The organism is Microbacterium shaanxiense (assembly GCF_054779995.1).
Genome location: NZ_BAAGXE010000001.1, coordinates 839,101 through 855,043, shown reverse-complemented (window position 1 = coordinate 855,043; position 15,943 = coordinate 839,101). Strand labels below are relative to the sequence as shown.

Annotated in this window: 14 protein-coding genes; 5 read left to right on the top strand and 9 right to left on the bottom strand. The window is 67.6% G+C overall.

Translation table 11 applies throughout. The features are described 5' to 3' along the window. Positions 1–2: 2 nt before the first annotated feature. Together glpK and ACYVG2_RS03985 are read right to left on the bottom strand one after the other, a co-directional pair. Positions 3–1,502: a glycerol kinase GlpK gene (gene glpK / locus ACYVG2_RS03990; protein ID WP_460779779.1), complete on the bottom strand. Its 1,500-nt coding sequence runs from the start codon at positions 1,500–1,502 to the stop codon at positions 3–5. Positions 1,503–1,608: 106 nt separating this feature from the next. Further along, on the bottom strand, positions 1,609–2,574 hold the full coding sequence (locus tag ACYVG2_RS03985) for a sugar-binding transcriptional regulator (RefSeq protein ID WP_460779778.1): 966 nt from the start codon (positions 2,572–2,574) through the stop codon (positions 1,609–1,611). An 88-nt stretch (positions 2,575–2,662) separates the two neighbouring features. On the opposite strand from ACYVG2_RS03985, the gene ACYVG2_RS03980 reads away from it, so the two are divergent. Next, entirely contained in the window at positions 2,663–4,375 is a 1,713-nt protein-coding gene (locus ACYVG2_RS03980; RefSeq protein ID WP_460779777.1) for a glycerol-3-phosphate dehydrogenase/oxidase, read from the top strand. Between the two features lie 22 nt (positions 4,376–4,397). Here ACYVG2_RS03980 and ffh read toward each other — a convergent pair whose 3' ends face one another. The 4 genes from ffh to ACYVG2_RS03960 form a co-directional block, all read right to left on the bottom strand. Next, positions 4,398–5,948: a signal recognition particle protein gene (gene ffh, locus ACYVG2_RS03975; RefSeq protein ID WP_460779776.1), complete on the bottom strand. Its 1,551-nt coding sequence runs from the start codon at positions 5,946–5,948 to the stop codon at positions 4,398–4,400. A 13-nt stretch (positions 5,949–5,961) separates the two neighbouring features. After that, a complete protein-coding gene (locus ACYVG2_RS03970) occupies positions 5,962–6,468 on the bottom strand; it encodes an RNA polymerase sigma factor (protein ID WP_460779774.1) in 507 nt (168 codons plus the stop codon). Next, on the bottom strand, positions 6,465–7,064 hold the full coding sequence (locus ACYVG2_RS03965; RefSeq protein WP_460779773.1) for a hypothetical protein: 600 nt from the start codon (positions 7,062–7,064) through the stop codon (positions 6,465–6,467). Before ACYVG2_RS03965 ends, ACYVG2_RS03970 begins: the two co-directional genes overlap by 4 nt. Positions 7,065–7,129: 65 nt before the next feature. Continuing rightward, entirely contained in the window at positions 7,130–7,717 is a 588-nt protein-coding gene (locus ACYVG2_RS03960; RefSeq protein ID WP_460779771.1) for a TetR/AcrR family transcriptional regulator, read from the bottom strand. 95 nt (positions 7,718–7,812) lie between these two features. Here ACYVG2_RS03960 and lipB point away from each other — a divergent pair, with 95 nt between their 5' ends. Both lipB and lipA read left to right on the top strand, forming a co-directional pair. Beyond that, positions 7,813–8,451: a lipoyl(octanoyl) transferase LipB gene (lipB, locus tag ACYVG2_RS03955; RefSeq protein WP_448965454.1), complete on the top strand. Its 639-nt coding sequence runs from the start codon at positions 7,813–7,815 to the stop codon at positions 8,449–8,451. Further along, positions 8,448–9,440, top strand: a complete 993-nt coding sequence (gene lipA, locus ACYVG2_RS03950; protein WP_460779770.1) for a lipoyl synthase — start codon at positions 8,448–8,450, stop codon at positions 9,438–9,440. The genes lipB and lipA overlap by 4 nt, the downstream gene beginning before the upstream one ends. 26 nt (positions 9,441–9,466) lie before the next feature. On the opposite strand, the gene ACYVG2_RS03945 is transcribed toward lipA, so the two are convergent. Beyond that, positions 9,467–9,967 (bottom strand): DUF2004 domain-containing protein, encoded by a 501-nt coding sequence (locus ACYVG2_RS03945; protein WP_448965452.1) that lies wholly within the window; start codon positions 9,965–9,967, stop codon positions 9,467–9,469. Positions 9,968–9,988: 21 nt separating this feature from the next. Beyond that, entirely contained in the window at positions 9,989–10,864 is an 876-nt protein-coding gene (gene ftsY / locus ACYVG2_RS03940; protein WP_460779769.1) for a signal recognition particle-docking protein FtsY, read from the bottom strand. Between the two features lie 121 nt (positions 10,865–10,985). Between ftsY and ACYVG2_RS03935 the strand changes: the two genes are divergently transcribed. After that, the gene (locus tag ACYVG2_RS03935) at positions 10,986–11,483 is read left to right on the top strand and encodes a hypothetical protein (RefSeq protein ID WP_460779768.1); all 498 of its coding nucleotides are present in this window, start codon (positions 10,986–10,988) and stop codon (positions 11,481–11,483) included. A gap of 92 nt (positions 11,484–11,575) precedes the next feature. Here the strand turns inward: ACYVG2_RS03935 and smc are convergent, their stop codons facing one another. Beyond that, the gene (gene smc / locus ACYVG2_RS03930; RefSeq protein ID WP_460779767.1) at positions 11,576–15,127 is read right to left on the bottom strand and encodes a chromosome segregation protein SMC; all 3,552 of its coding nucleotides are present in this window, start codon (positions 15,125–15,127) and stop codon (positions 11,576–11,578) included. 512 nt (positions 15,128–15,639) lie between these two features. Here smc and ACYVG2_RS03925 point away from each other — a divergent pair. Next, positions 15,640–15,924 carry a hypothetical protein gene (locus ACYVG2_RS03925; RefSeq protein WP_460779766.1) on the top strand — a complete coding sequence of 95 codons (285 nt, stop codon included), beginning with the start codon at positions 15,640–15,642 and terminating at the stop codon, positions 15,922–15,924. The last annotated feature ends 19 nt before the right edge of the window (positions 15,925–15,943 follow it).

Sequence of the window (15,943 nt, the reverse complement as noted above, 5' to 3'; positions counted from 1 at the left end):
GCTCAGTCCTCGTCGACCCAGTCGAAGGTGCGCGTGACGGCCTTGCGCCAACGCGCCATGCGTCGCTCGCGCTCTTCCCCGTCGATCTGCGGAGTCCAGCGCTCGTCCTCGTGCCACATGGCGCGGAGTTCGTCGAGATCGGCCCAGACTCCGACGGCCAGTCCAGCGGCATAGGCCGCGCCGAGCGCAGTCGTCTCGATGATGGCAGGTCGGATCACTGGAACACCGAGCACGTCCGCCTGGAACTGCATCAGCGCCGAGTTGCCGACCATGCCCCCGTCCACGCGAAGCTCTTCCAGGGGCACGTTCGTGTCGGCGATGACGGCGTCCAGCACCTCGCGCGTCTGAAACGCGACCGCCTCCAGCGCGGCCCGAGCGATGTGGCCCTTGTTCGCGAAGCGGGTGAGGCCGAGGATCGCACCGCGCGCGTCGGGACGCCAGTGCGGGGCGAACAGTCCGGAGAACGCAGGCACGATGTAGACGCCGCCGTTGTCCTCCACGGTGAGTGCGAGCTCTTCGACCTCCGGCGAGTCCTTGATGATGCCCAGATTGTCGCGCAACCACTGCACCAATGACCCGGTGACCGCGATCGATCCTTCCAGCGCGTAGCGAGGAGCATCGTCTCCGAGGCGGTAGGCGACGGTCGTGATGAGGCCGTTGTTGCTCTCGACGATCTCCTCACCGGTGTTGACGATGAGGAAGTTGCCGGTGCCGTAGGTGTTCTTCGACTCACCGGCGTCGAAGGCGACCTGACCGAAGGTCGCCGCCTGCTGGTCGCCGAGGATGCCGGCGATCGGGGTGCCGTCGAGCACCGTACCGACCGCTTCGCCGTACACCTCGGAGGAGGACAGCACGACGGGCAGCATCGCGCGGGGAACATCGAACGCCTCCAGCAGGGCGTCATCCCAGTCGAGCGTACGAAGGTCCATCAGCAGCGTGCGGCTGGCGTTGGTGACGTCGGTGGCGTGCACTCCCCCGTCGACACCGCCCGTCAGATTCCACAGCAGCCAGGTGTCGGTGGTGCCGAACAGCAGGTCGCCCCTCTCCGCACGCTCACGGGCTCCGTCGACGTTGTCGAGGATCCAGGCGATCTTGGATGCGGAGAAGTACGTGGCCAGCGGCAGCCCGGTGGTGTCAGCGAAGCGGCGGACTCCCCCGTCGGCCGCGAGGGCGTCGATGAGCGGCTGGGTGCGGGTGTCCTGCCAGACGATCGCGTTGTGCACGGGCTCACCGGTCAGTCTGTCCCACACGACGACGGTCTCGCGCTGATTGGTGATGCCGATCGCTGCGACATCGGATGCCTTCACACCGGCGTTGCGCACGGCGATGTCGATCACCGCGGTGGTGTTCGACCAGATCTCGGCGGCGTCGTGCTCGACCCACCCCGCCTGAGGGAAGATCTGCTCGTGTTCACGCTGCCCCGTGGCGACGATCGCCCCGCTGTCGTCGAAGACGATCGCTCGTGTGCTCGTGGTGCCCTGGTCTATGGCGACGATGTGCATAGGTGTTCTCTCCAGCCGGTGACGGCGTTGTCTGCTCTGGGATCCACACTAGAAGACCTTGGTTGCGCGACTCAGTCCCGCTGCACGAACGTGCAGCCGCCTTTCGTCACGAGTCGACGAGCTGTTCGGCGAGATGCTCGTCGAGGACGAGGTCGGTGATCAGACGCGTCGCGATCGCGCCGCGCAGGCTCGGCAGCTTCTGCACGCCGGCGACGACGCAGATGCGCCTGGACGCCCTCGACAGCACCGGGAACGTCGGACCGGTCGCCCGGTTGTTCAGCTCGATGTCCTTCCAGCTGCCGTCCGATCGGTAGAACACCGTGGCGATGTCGCCGACGATCTTCTCCTCGCGCAGACTGCGGTAGTCATCCCGATCGAGATAGCCGCCGATGTACACCCTGCTCGGCACCTCGGCGAAGGGAGACCCCAGGCCGAAGAGGATGACATCGGCGCGGGCCTGCAGATCGAGCACCCGCCGCGTGCTGCGTTCGCGCCACATCGCCTCCTTCGTCCGCGGATCGTCGAAGAACGCCGGCACCGGGAACTGCTGGATGCCGGCACCGAAGGCCTGACCGAACCGGTGGAGGATCTCACTGGCGTAGTCCACGCCGCTCGTGAAGGTGTTGCCCGCACCGTTGAGCTGCACGACGGTGGAGTTGTGCGTCTCCTTCTTCGGCAGATGCCTGCTGATCGCGTCCAGCGTCGACCCCCAGGCGATGCCGAGGGTCATGTTCGAGTCGAAGTAGAGCGGCAGCAGACGTGCCGCGCTCATGGCGACCCGCTCGAAGCGCTCCACGTCGGACAAGTTCTTCGGTGTGGGCACGACGTGCGCCGCGATGCCGAAGCGTGCACGGATGGCCTCCTCGAGGCGCAGCTCCTGCCCCTGGGGCTGATGGATCTGGATCTCCACGAGCCCCGTGGCACGGGCATGGCTGAGCAGGCGCGAGACGGATGACCGCGAGGTCGCGAGCTCACTGGCGATCGCATCCATCGTCATGTCCTGCAGGTAGTACATCTGCGCAGCACGCAGTGCGGTCCCGGCCCGGGGGTCGCTCAGAGACGGATTGCTCATCGGGCCTCCTTGCACGTTCGTGCATCTCGCTTGCGCAGTTGTGCTGACGGAATCAGGATATACCGTGTAGGCCCAGCAAGGAGAGACGATGAGCACTGCGAACGCCGCCCATGTCGAACGAGAGAATGTGCGCCGAGCACGCGAGAGCGGTCGCACCAGCGTCGTGATCATCGGCGCAGGGATCAACGGCATCTCGACGTTCCGCGACCTCGCGATGCAGGGAGTGGACGTCCTACTGGTCGAGCGGGCGGACTTCGCGTCCGGCGCGACCGCGGCCTCGAGTCACATGATCCATGGCGGCATCCGATATCTCGAGAACGGTGAGTTCCGACTCGTGAAGGAGTCGGTGCAGGAGCGCAACGGTCTACTCAAGATCGCACCCCACTACGTCAAGCCGCTCGAGACGACGATCCCGATCTACTCGACCTTCTCCGGAGTCTTCGCCGCCCCGCTGCGCTTCCTCACGCACAAGCAGGGAAAGCCGCAGGAGCGAGGCGCCTTCCTCATCAAGATCGGGCTGACGCTCTACGACACGTTCTCCCGCGACGGCGGCAGCGTCCCCCGGCACCGCTTCCTCGGACGCAAGAAGTCCCTGGCCCAGCTGCCGAAGCTCGACCCGAAGATCAAGTACACCGCGACCTACTACGACGCCTCGGTGCATGACCCAGAGCGCCTCGCGCTCGACGTGCTGCGCGACGGCGAGTCCGCCCACGCGGGTGCGCACGCGCTCAACTACGTCGAGGCCGTCGGGATGGATGACGACGGTGTGCGCCTGCGTGATCGGGAGACCGGCGCCGAGTTCCACATCGACGCCGATGTCGTGGTGAATGCGTCCGGTCCATGGACCGATCTCACGAACGAGGCGCTCGGCACCGACACGGCGTTCATGGGAGGCACCAAGGGATCGCACATCGTGCTCGACCACCCCGAACTGCTCGACGCCACAGGGGGTCGGGAGATCTTCTTCGAGCACTCCGATGGCCGCATCGTGCTCATCTACCCCCTCAAAGGCCGGGTCCTCGTCGGCACCACTGATCTCGAGGCCGATCCGCATGAACCGGCGCGCTGCACCGAGGAGGAGGTCGAGTACTTCTTCGACCTGATCGGGCATGTGTTCCCCACGATCACCGTCGACCGCGCTCAGATCGTGTACCGCTACTCCGGCATTCGTCCGCTTCCCCACCACGACGACACCGCCCCCGGTTTCGTGTCGCGCGACTATCGGATCGAGCGACGCAAGGACGCCGATGCACCCGCCGTCTTCAGTCTCGTCGGGGGCAAGTGGACGACGTTCCGCGCTCTCGGCGAGAACCTCGCCGATCATGTCCTCGAAGAACTCGGACGCCAGCGCGTCGCGAGCACGGTCGGAGTGCGCATCGGTGGCGGAAACGGATACCCGCGTACGCCACGGCGTCGGATGGAGTGGCTCGGCCAGAACGTCGGCGACACGGAACGGGGTCGCACGCTCTTCGTCCGCTACGGCACCCGAGCCGCAGACGTTGCGGCCTTCATCGCCGACGGGCACGATGCACCCGTCGTGGGCGATGCGCTGTCGACCCGCGAGCTCGAGTGGATGGTCGAGCGCGAGCAGGTGTGCCACGTGGCGGACGTGATCTTCCGGCGCACGAGCCTCGCGTTCACCGGAGACGCAGACGCCCCGGCCGTGCGCGCCATCGCCGAGGCTCTCGCTCCCCTGCTCGACTGGGATGCCGCGCGGATCGGGACGGAGATCGCCGACACGTCGGCACAGCTGCGCGACGCCCACGGCGTCGATCTCGACGTGTCCGTGGCCTCGAGCTGATTCGTTCCGGCTCGGCCGGGCCTCAGCTCTTGCCGAAAAGCTTCTGGATCTCGGCGAGGTCGGCCTCGGTGGGCGTCTTCTGACCGCCCAGTCCGAACCCGGATCCCGTCGCAGGGCCCGCCGGCAGGCCGGCGTTCTCCGCTGCGCGCTTGGCGGGGTTACCGGAACGCGATGGGCCCTTGGCCTTGCCCTTCTTGCCGCGCTTCGATGACGCGCCGGGTCGTCCCATTCCCGGCATGGCACCCATGCCCGGAATGTTCGGGGTGCCGCCGCGGGCGACGGTCTTCATCATCTTCGCCGCCTGCTCGAAGCGCTGCACGAGCTGGTTGACATCGGTGACGGTCATGCCGGAGCCCTTGGCGATGCGCAGGCGGCGTGACCCGTTGAGCACCTTGGGGTTGTGGCGCTCGCCCGGCGTCATCGAACGGATGATCGCTTCGGTGCGGTCGATCTCCTTCTCATCGAAGTCCTCGAGCTGCTGCTTCATCTGACCCATGCCGGGCAGCATGCCCAGCATCTTCTTCATCGAGCCCATCTTCTTCATCTGCTGAAGCTGGTCGAGGAAGTCCTCGAGCGTGAAGGCCTCGTTCGCGAGCTTCTCGGCGACCTTCTGCGCCTCTTCCTCGTCGAACGCCTGCTGAGCCTGCTCGATGAGGGTGAGGATGTCGCCGAGGTCGAGGATGCGGCTCGCCATGCGGTCGGGGTAGAACTGCTCGAGGTCGTCGAGGCCCTCGCCCGTCGAGGCGAAGATGATCGGACGTCCCGTGACCGACGCCACGGACAGCGCGGCGCCGCCTCGCGCATCACCGTCGAGCTTGGAGAGGACGACACCGGTGAAGTCGACGCCCTCCTGGAATGCCTTGGCCGTGTTGACGGCATCCTGACCGATCATCGCGTCGATGACGAACAGGACCTCGTCGGGGTTCGTGGCCTTGCGGATGTCGGATGCCTGCTTCATGAGCTCGGCGTCGACGCCGAGGCGTCCCGCGGTGTCGATGATGACGACATCGTGCTGCTGGCGGCGTGCGTGCTCGACGCCGTCGCGGGAGACCTTGACGGGGTCGCCGACGCCGTTGCCCGGCTCTGGCGCGTAGATCGTGGCGCCGGCCTGCTCCGCGACGACCTGAAGCTGGTTCACGGCGTTCGGACGCTGGAGGTCGGCCGCGACGAGGAGCGGAGTGTGCCCGTCCTTCTCGAGCTGCTTGGCGAGCTTTCCGGCGAACGTCGTCTTACCGGAGCCCTGCAGTCCCGCGAGCATGATGACCGTCGGCGGAACCTTCGCGAACTCCAGCCGGCGCTGCTCGCCGCCGAGGATCTGCACGAGCTCCTCGTTGACGATCTGCACGACCTGCTGGGCGGGGTTCAGCGCCTTGCTGACCTCGTCGCCGAGGGCGCGCTCGCGCACCTTCGCGGTGAAGTCCTTGACGACGACGAGCGCGACGTCGGCGTCCAGCAGGGCGCGACGGATCTCGCGCACTGTGCCGTCGACGTCGGCCGCGCTGAGCTTTCCCTTCGTCCGAAGGTTGCGGAAGGTCTCGGTGAGCCGATCGGAGAGCGTGCCAAAGGTAGCCATGGTGCAACCGATTCTACGCGAGCGGCGCCTCGATGCTCAGCGCCGCCCTGAGCTGCTCCTTCGCACGTTGATAGCGGCCCCGGGCTGTGGATGCCGAGATGCCGAGAAGCCCGGCGGCGTCCGCGATGCTGAAGCGGTCCCAGTGCACCAGGCGGATGAGTTCGGCGAGCTCGGCGTCGAGTCGAGCGATCGCGTCGCGCACCTCGGAGCCCTCGTCCGACGGCGGTGCCGTGGCCTGGTCGCGGGCCTGTGAGCGGATGCGGTCGGCCAGCGCCCAGCGTCGGCGTTGGCCTCTGGCATGGTTCTGCAGCGTGCCGCGGGCGATGCCGAACAGCCACACGCGTGCGCCCTCCGGATCCACGGGCAGCTCGCGCACGCGACGCCAGGCGACGACCATCGTCTCACCGAGGAGGTCAGGGGCGTCGTCGGCATTAGTGCGGCGCGCGAGATAGCTCAGCAGGTCGGACGCGGATGCATCGAACGCCGCAGTCAGGGCGACGTCACGAGTGTGGCGCGTCACTTCATCAGCTCCGGGCAGCGTCCCTGTGCGCCGTATCCGACGCCCTCAGCGGTATAACCGAGGCGTTCGATCTCGGCCATCGCCTGATCCGAGATGGATCTGTCTATCGCATAGGCATAGGCGATGTCGAGGTCGTGACTCGAGAGCTCCCCATCGACCAGACCGGCGTCCGCCAACATGTCGTGACGCTCCTGAACGTACTCGTCCACCCGTGATTCGGCGATCGCGACGACATCCGTGGCAGCGAACCACACCTGAAGATCGTTCTCGATCTGGTCCCGTCGCGCTCGATCGCTGCGTTCGGCGATCTGCACGTCTCCGAAGACGACCTCGCACGTCGCGCCGCTCGGAACCTGATAGCTGTAGGTGCCGATCGGATTGTTCACGGACGCCCAGTAGTCCGTGGCCGTCGCCACACCGGCGCCGCCGGCCATCACGAGGGCGAGCACGCCCGCGACGGTCGCGGCGCGTCTCGGTCGACGCTGAGCCCGGACTTCCTTGCGCGCATCCGCGAGCATCATGCGCACGTGGCGTGACGCGACAGTTCGGGCGGCGGGCGCCGAAGCATCGAGCAGTTCATCAAGACCGGTACTCATGAGTGTCTCCTCCTGGTGGGCTCACTCATGACATGTCCGCCTCGCGTGGAAACGTCCGTTCGAAGTCAGATCCGCCACGGAAGATCGTGGATTCCCGCCAGTGCCTCCTGGAACAGGGCCTCCGGCGAGCCGTGTCCGGCACCGCGCTCGGCCCACACCCGCAGGGAGGACAGGACCGCGGCCGCGTGCGCGGCGCCGACGATCTCGGAGCGGATCGGTCCGATCCCACTGCGACGCGCAGCGTCCGCGACGGCGGCGGCGAGGCGCGCGTGGCGGAGCCCTGTGTCGCGGATGAGCTCCTGCTCCAGCCCCATAGCCGTGGCGTTTCGTAGAGCGAGCGCCAGCGGATCGGGCGCGAAATCGTGGACGACGGTGAGCAGGATGCCGCGCACGGCTACGGCATGGGCATCGGGGCCCAACGCGCCCAGCGCACCGACTGCCTCGTCGATCCTGGCGTCGAGGCCTGACCAGAGCACGTCGCTCTTGGAGGAGAAGTAGTTGAAGAAGCTCGAGCGGCTCACACCGGCCCGCTGGGTGATGTCCGCGACGGATGTCGCGTCATAGCCCTGCTCGAGGAACAACTCGCACGCGGCTTCGGCGAGCACCTCGCGCGACGACGCGCGAGGGCGTCCTGGGCGCGGCTCACTTCTCACGCCCCCACCGTATCGCGCCGCCCCGAGCTCCTCCTTCCCTGTTCGACATTCGGGGGTATTGTTAGACGGCATCCAACAATAGATGAAAGGCGAACATGCTCGACATCCTGACGCCCGGTCTCGCACCGGCTTACGTCCCCTACCTCGACGGATGGGAACTGCAGCGCAGCATCCATCACGACGTGGTCGCCGGGATCCGTCCCGACACGCTGATCCTGCTCGAGCACGAGGCGGTGTACACCGCCGGCAAGCGCACCGAGCCGCAGGAGCGTCCGCAGGACGGCACGCCGGTGATCGATGTCGACCGCGGCGGCAAGATCACCTGGCACGGGCCCGGGCAACTGGTCGGGTACCCGATCGTCAGGCTGCCGGAGCCCATGGATGTCGTCGCGCACGTGCGACGCCTCGAGCGTGTGCTCATCGAGGTCCTCCGTCCGCTCGGCGTCGACGGCTACCAGGTCGATGGCCGAAGCGGCGTCTGGGTGCGCCGCCCCCTCTCCGAGGACAAGGTGGCGGCGATCGGTGTGCGAGTGCAGCAGGGAGTGACCATGCACGGGTTCGCGATCAACTGCGACAACACCCTCGCCGGGTTCAACGGCATCATCCCGTGCGGCATCACCGACGCCGGTGTCACCACGGTCAGCGAGGTGGTCGGCGCCGTCGTCTCCCCCGCCGATGTGGTCGATCGGGTGCGCGACGTGTTCACCGCCGAGTACGCGGCGGTCGCTGCATGAGCGCCGCAGTGCCGGAAGGACGCAAGCTGCTCCGTCTCGAGGTCCGCAACGCCGAGACGCCGATCGAGCGCAAACCGGAGTGGATCAAGACCAAGGCGAAGATGGGTCCGGAGTACACCGCGCTGCATTCCCTGGTGAAGGACGAGGGGCTGCACACCGTGTGCCAGGAGGCCGGATGCCCGAACATCTTCGAATGCTGGGAGGATCGCGAGGCCACGTTCCTGATCGGCGGCTCGCAGTGCACCAGGCGATGCGACTTCTGCCAGATCGACACCGGCAAGCCGGCCGACTACGACACGGATGAGCCGCGACGCGTCGCCGAGAGCGTCACACGCATGGGTCTGCGATACGCGACGGTCACCAGCGTCGCGCGCGACGACCTCCCAGACACCGGTGCATGGCTGAACGCCGAGACCGTACGTCAGATACATGCCCAGAACCCGAACACGGGAGTGGAGCTCCTCGCGAACGATCACAACGGCGACCCGCGGTACCTCGGCCAGATCTTCGACGCCCGTCCTGAGGTGTTCGCGCACAACGTCGAGACCGTGCCACGCATCTTCAAGCGGATCCGGCCCGCATTCCGCTACGAGCGCTCCCTCGGTGTGCTCACCCAGGCACGCGAGGCCGGGCTCATCACCAAGTCGAACCTGATCCTCGGCATGGGCGAGGAGCCCTCGGAGGTCATCGAGGCGCTGCAGGATCTGGACGACGCCGGTTGCGACATCATCACGATCACGCAGTACCTCCGCCCGACGCCGCGTCATCTGCCGGTCGCACGATGGGTGAAGCCGTCGGAGTTCGTGGAGTTCAAGGAGGAAGCCGAGCGCATCGGATTCCTCGGCGTCCTGGCCGGGCCGCTCGTGCGGTCGTCGTACCGCGCTGGTCGGCTGTGGGCGCAGTCGATGCTCTCCAAGGGGCGCGAGATCCCCGCGCACCTGTCTCACATCGCCGACAGCGCCGACCTCGGATTCGCGCAGGCGGTCTGAGTGCGGCGATCGAGCGGCGGCTGAACCTAGTCGCCGCTCATGACCGACTGCACCGAGCCGTCAGACGACAGATTCACCAGGAGCACGTCGTCGGTGTTGTCCGGATCGAGTGCGTACTCCAGCACGGCGAAGGGTTCCGACCCGCCGTGCTCGTCGGCGAGGATCGTCATGCTCATCAGACGCATCGAGCGGATGATGTCGACCGCCGGATCGGCGCTCACGTCGACGAGCACCTCCTCGAGTTCGGCGCCGTACGCCTCCTGCTGCTGCAGGATGTACTCTGTCACCTCGCTCGCGCGGTCATCGACTTCGGCGAGCATGCCGCGACGGGCTGCCCCATCGACGTCCTCCAGCCCGGAGATGAGAGCAGCGGCGATGTCGAGCGCGTCCGGCGACACATCGTCCTGATCAGGCGCGGTGAGGTCGACCGTCACCGCCTGGTCGCCGAGCTCCACCGTCTCGGACCAGAAGATCGATCCGTCCGGCCCTGAGGACAAGAGCCCGAAGTAGTCGTGTTCGATCGCCATAACGCTATGAAACCAGTCCCATCACTGACCGACAAGGGATGCCACGAAGACGTGCGGTGTGAAGCCGGTGAGGTCGTCGATGCCCTCGCCCTGGCCGAGCAGCTTGACCGGGATGCCGGTGCGCTCCTGCACGGCGAGCACGAAGCCGCCCTTCGCCGAACCGTCGAGCTTCGTGAGCACGAGACCCGTGACGCCGGCGTGCTCGAGGAACGCCTCGGCCTGCATGACACCGTTCTGCCCGGTGGTCGCGTCGAGCACGAGGAGCACCTCGCTGATCGGCGCCTGCTTCTCGATCACGCGGCGGATCTTCGACAGCTCGTCCATGAGTCCGCCCTTGGTGTGCAGACGGCCGGCGGTGTCGATGATCGCGATCTCGATGCCCTCGCGCTGGGCGTACTCGATGGTCTGGTAGGCGACGGATGCCGGATCCTGGCCCTCCTGCTGTGGCCGGACGATCGCCGCTCCCCCGCGTTGTGCCCACGTCGCGAGCTGGTCGACGGCGGCCGCGCGGAAGGTGTCGGCCGCGCCGACGACGACGCTGCGCTGGTATCCGCGCAGGAACTTCGTGAACTTGCCGATCGTCGTGGTCTTGCCGACACCGTTGACGCCGACCACGAGCACGACGGCAGGACGTTCGGTGAGCTTGAGCGTCGTGTCGAACTTCGCGAAGTGCTCTTCGAGCGTCTCGCGCAGCATGCGCTGCAGATCCTTGGGGTCGGTGGTGCGGTAGCGCGCGACCTTGTCGCGCAGCTCGTCCACGATCCGCTCGGAGATGTCGGGTCCGAAGTCCGCCGTGATCAGCGCCGTCTCGAGGTCTTCCCACGTCGTCTCGTCGATCGTGGGCTTGACGAACATGCCGCGCAGTGCGCGACCGAGGGACCAGGACTTCTCCGCCATGCGTCCAGCCTACGGTGCCGGTAGCATCGCGGGATGCAGCAGCTCCCAGCGTCGCGGCGCGTGTTCATCCACGGCGCAGGGCGACGCGGCGCCGAGGCGTGGCCGGCGTCGGATGCCGCGGATGGGGACTGCGGTGCCCGCCGTACTCGCCGCGGCATCCGGTCGCCTCGACGTGGCGGGTCTGGTTCTCGTCGAGCCGGCGCTGTACGACATCGCTCGCGGCGAGCACGCGATCGAACGGCACATCGCGATCGTCACCGAGGCACGAGCGCAAGCCGCCGAGGGCGAACTGCACGGATTCTGGGCGATCTTCCGTCCGCTCATGTTCGGCGAGGCGTTCGACGTCGACCGATGGGACGCGGAACGCGCAGCAGCGGAGCGATGGGCCTCGAGCAATGTGCCGTGGGGTCACGGTGTCAGAAGCGGCATGATCACCGGCATCCCGACCCTCGTCGTGACCGGCGGTTGGAACGACGAGTACGAGACGATCGCCGGTGTGCTCACCCGGCACGGCGCCCGTCACATCGTCCGGGAAGGCGCCGCCCACCGTCCGCAGGATCTACCCGGCTTCGCCACCGCCGTCGAGGAGTTCCTGCGCTCCGTCGGCGCCGAACCCTGAGCACGAACTCGGATGAGCGCGGCGGCGCACCGAGCGATCGCCGAGTGCACCGGCGTGTCGCGCCGGGGATCCGAAACGGTGCACGGCCGTGATCAGCTCGCCGCGGCGACCCTGTCCCCCACCCGCTGACCGACCACGGCCGACACGCCGTCCTGTCGCATCGACACGCCGTAGAGCGCATCCGCGATCTCCATCGTGCGCTTCTGGTGGGTGATGACCAGCAGCTGCGAACTCTCGCGGAGCTGCTCGAACACCGTGAGCAGCCGGCCGAGGTTCGCGTCGTCGAGCGCCGCCTCGACCTCGTCGAGGATGTAGAACGGGCTCGGCCTCGCCTTGAAGATCGCCACGAGCAGCGCGACCGCTGCCAGGGACCGCTCGCCGCCCGAGAGCAGGGAGAGCCGCTCGATCTTCTTCCCCACCGGCCGCACCGCGACCTCGATTCCGGTCGTGAGCATGTTCTCCGGGTCGGTCAGCGAGATGCTGCCCGATCCGCCGGGGAAGAGCAGGGGGAAGACCTCGCCGAACGCGCGCTGGGTGTCCTCGAAGGCGCTGGCGAAGATCGTCTGCATCCGTTCGTCGAGGTCGGCGATGATCGTCAGCAGATCCTGCCTGGTCTGGGTGAGGTCGGCGAGCTGCTCGGTGAGGAACGCATGCCGCTGCTCGAGCGCAGCGAACTCCTCCAGGGCGAGCGGGTTCACGCGGCCCAGTTGACCGAGCTTGCGCTGCGCCTCCGACAGGCGCCGCTCCTGCATCCGCCGGTCGTAAGGGATGGCGGTCGGGTCGATCTCGTCGATCGCATCCGGGTCAGTCTCTGCCAGCGGATCGCGCGGCACCGGCTGATCGGGACCATATTCCGCAACGAGAATATCTTCGTCGAGGGCGAGCTCGGATGCCACTCGCTCCAGCAGGCTCGTCAGGTGCAGCTTCTTCTCGTGGATCTGCAGCTCGAGGCCGTGCACGCTCTCGGTGAGCCCTGCAAGGCGTTCGCGCAGTGAGTTCTCCTGCACGCGGAGGGCCGTGAGCTCCTCGTTCTGCGCGGACCTGGCGTTCTCCGCTTCGGTCAATCCGACCCGAGCCTCCGTCACCGAGCGATCCAGCGAGTCGAGGATGCGCGGAAGCTCCGCTGCGACCGCGACCGCCGCTTCGCGCTGCGCACGACGGATCACGGCACGGCGTGCTGCCTCGGCGGCGGCATCGCGTTCCTGCTCGCGCTGACGTTCAAGGCTCGCGACTCTCGCCTGCGCGGCGCGGACCCTCTCCCTCAGCGTCTCGATCTCCAGACGCGCCCTGACCTCGCCCTCGCGTGCGCTCTCGAGTGCCTCGAGGAGTCCGTCCCGCGCCGACGCATCCAGCACGGGCCGAGGTGTCGCCTGAGCTTCTTCGAGGGCGGTCGTCGCCGCCGTCGATGCTGCTTCAGCATCCGCCACCGCTGCTTGGGCCTGCGCGACGCCGGCGTCGAGCCGCTCGCACTCGGCCACAGCCGATTCATGCCGCACCGTGACGCGGTTCAACTGCTCGGCGTGCGTGGCCAGCGCGGCGTCGTGCTCGCGCAGCGCCCGCAGCGAATCCTTCGCCTGCCGCCGCGTGACCTCCACGCGCTCCGATGCCTCTTCGCGCGCCTCGCGCAGCGAGTCCACGATCACGCGTACCTCGGAGAGCCGTTCCTGCGCGGCGTCGCGTTCCGCGGTGAGCTCGAGGCGCGAGCGCTCGCCGCCCGAGCCGGTGCGCAGCGTCTGCGCGGTGACCACGTCTCCGCCGGTCGTGACAATGGTCACGGCCGCATCGCCGAGAGCGTCCAGGGCGGCTCGCGCATGGCGCGCCGCGGTGAGATCGTCTGCGATGAGCACGTGCGCGAGCACGCCGAGCACGCCATCCGGCGCCGTCACGACCTCGGATGCACGTGTCACGCCGTCGATCGAGGGAAGGTCGGGGGCTGGTCTGGGCGCATCGGCCAGGACGAAGTCGATGATGCCCCGCTGCTGTCGAGCGGATTCCTCGGCCAAGGAGAAAGCGGCGGCCGCGTCGTCGACCAGCACGCCTTCGGCGAGCGGACCCAATACAGCGGCGATGGCAGCTTCGTAGCCGGCCGTGACCTGCACCGCGTCGCCGACGAGACCTCGCACTCCTGCGCCACCGGTTTTCACGACCTCGGCGGCGCCGCCCGACAGCGACAGCGCACTGCTCAGCGCCGCGGCCTTGGCCGTCAGCGACTCCGCCTCGCGCTCCGCCGAGTGCAGTCGCTCGCGCAGCCCCTCGAGCTCGCCCTCCGCAGCCGTGGCCTCTCGCTGCGCCGTCTCGTACGCCGCGGCGTGCTCCGCCGCCGTGCCCTCTGGCGCTTCGGCGTCATCGACCTGTTCGAGCGCATCGGCGGCTTCGCGCCTCCGCTCGTTCGCGGCCTCGAGTGCGGTCTCCTGGCGCAGGACGGCGGCGCGGACGGCGGCGAGAGCGGATGCCGCGGCCTCCGCGGTTCCCCGCAGCGCCGTCAGTCGCATGTCGTGCTGCGACACGAGTGCGCTCTGCTCGGCGATGTCGACGTCGAGGGTGTCGAGCTCGGCGCGTGCATCCACGACCTCGCGGCTCGCCGCGACCGCGGCATCCTGAGCGTCCCCGAGCCCGGCCGAGATCTGGGTGATCTCCTCCTTGGCCTCGTCGATCGTCGCCTGGGTGACCGTCACCGAGGTCACCGCCGCGTCGTCCTCCTCCGAGCCGAGCAGGGCGAGGCGCTGGTTCGCCAGCGTGTAGAGCGAGCGCATGCGCTCCTGCGCCTGCTCCAGCCCGAAGGTCACCCGACGCGCCTCATCGACGCCGGCGGAGTTCTGATCCGCCTCGAGCTTCGCGATGCCGGCGCGCACGATGTCGGCCTGATCGGTCAGCACCAGCCGTTCGGTATGACGCTCCTGTTCGGTGCGCGTGTGATCTGCCAGGGCGGTGCGCAGTGCCACCACGTCATCGGCGAAGATGCGCGCCTTGGCGTCGCGCACGACGGCCGCGATGGTCTGCGCCTCACGCGCGATCTCGGCCTGCCTCCCCAGAGGCTTGAGCTGACGACGGATCTCACCGGCGAGATCGCTGAGCCGTGTGAGGTTGGTCTCCATCGCATCGAGCTTGCGGAGGGTCTTCTCCTTGCGACGACGGTGCTTGAGGATGCCGGCAGCCTCTTCGATGAAGCCGCGCCGGTCCTCGGGGGACGCCTGGAGCACGGTGTCGAGGCGTCCCTGCCCGACGATGACATGCATCTCACGGCCGAGGCCGGAATCGCTGAGCAGCTCCTGAACGTCGAGCAGGCGACAGCTGGAGCCGTTGATCGCGTACTCGCTGGATCCGTTGCGGAACAGCGTGCGGCTGATCGTGACCTCGGCGAACTCGATCGGCAGGGCTCCGTCGCTGTTGTCGATCGTCAGCTGCACCTCGGCACGGCCCAGCGGCCCACGTGTCGAGGTCCCGGCGAAGATGACGTCCTCCATCTTCCCGCCGCGCAGCGTCTTGGCGCCCTGCTCGCCCATCACCCAGGCGAGGCCGTCCACGACGTTCGACTTGCCGGAGCCGTTCGGCCCGACGATGCATGTCACTCCGGGTTCGAAGACGAAGCTCGTGGGTTGCGCGAACGACTTGAAGCCCTTGAGGGTCAGGCTTTTCAAATGCATACGTGCACCGCTCGTCCGGGGAGAATCACACCTCAACGCTACCGAAATGACGGCGGGAATCCGGCATCCCGCGCGGCATGCGCAGCAGTCGGCGCACGACGCGACACGCCGATGACGACATCGATGCTTGACGTTCACACCTTTCACCCAGTAACTTGACAAACCGGATCGCTCACGAAAGGAGGACGCTCATGATCACCACGTTTGATAACGCAGCCGGCTGCACGCTCGGCGCGACACGTATCGCGGATCACGCGTCCTCTTCGTTCGACGCCCTCCGACACGCGCTGTCGTAGAACCGCAGTCTGAGAAATCCGGCCCTCCACGGGCCTTCTCCGCTGGTTCCCACCGCTGAAACGCCGGTCTTCCCGACCGCCGTCACGCAACGATCGATCCCCTCGATCCGTTGCCCTCCCTGGCGACGTCTCCGTTCCGAGGCCCTCGCCCACGCGCCACCGACGCTTCGGCGTCGGAGGACCCCCGCAGGAATACGACAGGAAACGAGAACTCTCGTGAGTAACGACACGCTGCTTCGCAGCACTTCCCACCCCCCATGTCCCCAGGCGCAGGAGATCCTCGAGATCACCGTGCCCTCCGACAGGTCCGAGCTGGCGGTCACCGACCGGCTCTCCCTCCGCATCGGCCTCTGGCTGCTGCTGAGGACACAGCGTCCGCGCAGAGCACCCGCGCGCACGCTGACGCCTGAGGAGGTCATGCGGATGTTCGAGACGAAGAGCGCCACCGAACGTGAGTCGCTGGCAGTCCTCGCCTACCAGGTGCAGCGCCACCTGTTCTGATCGACGCAACAGACGAGGA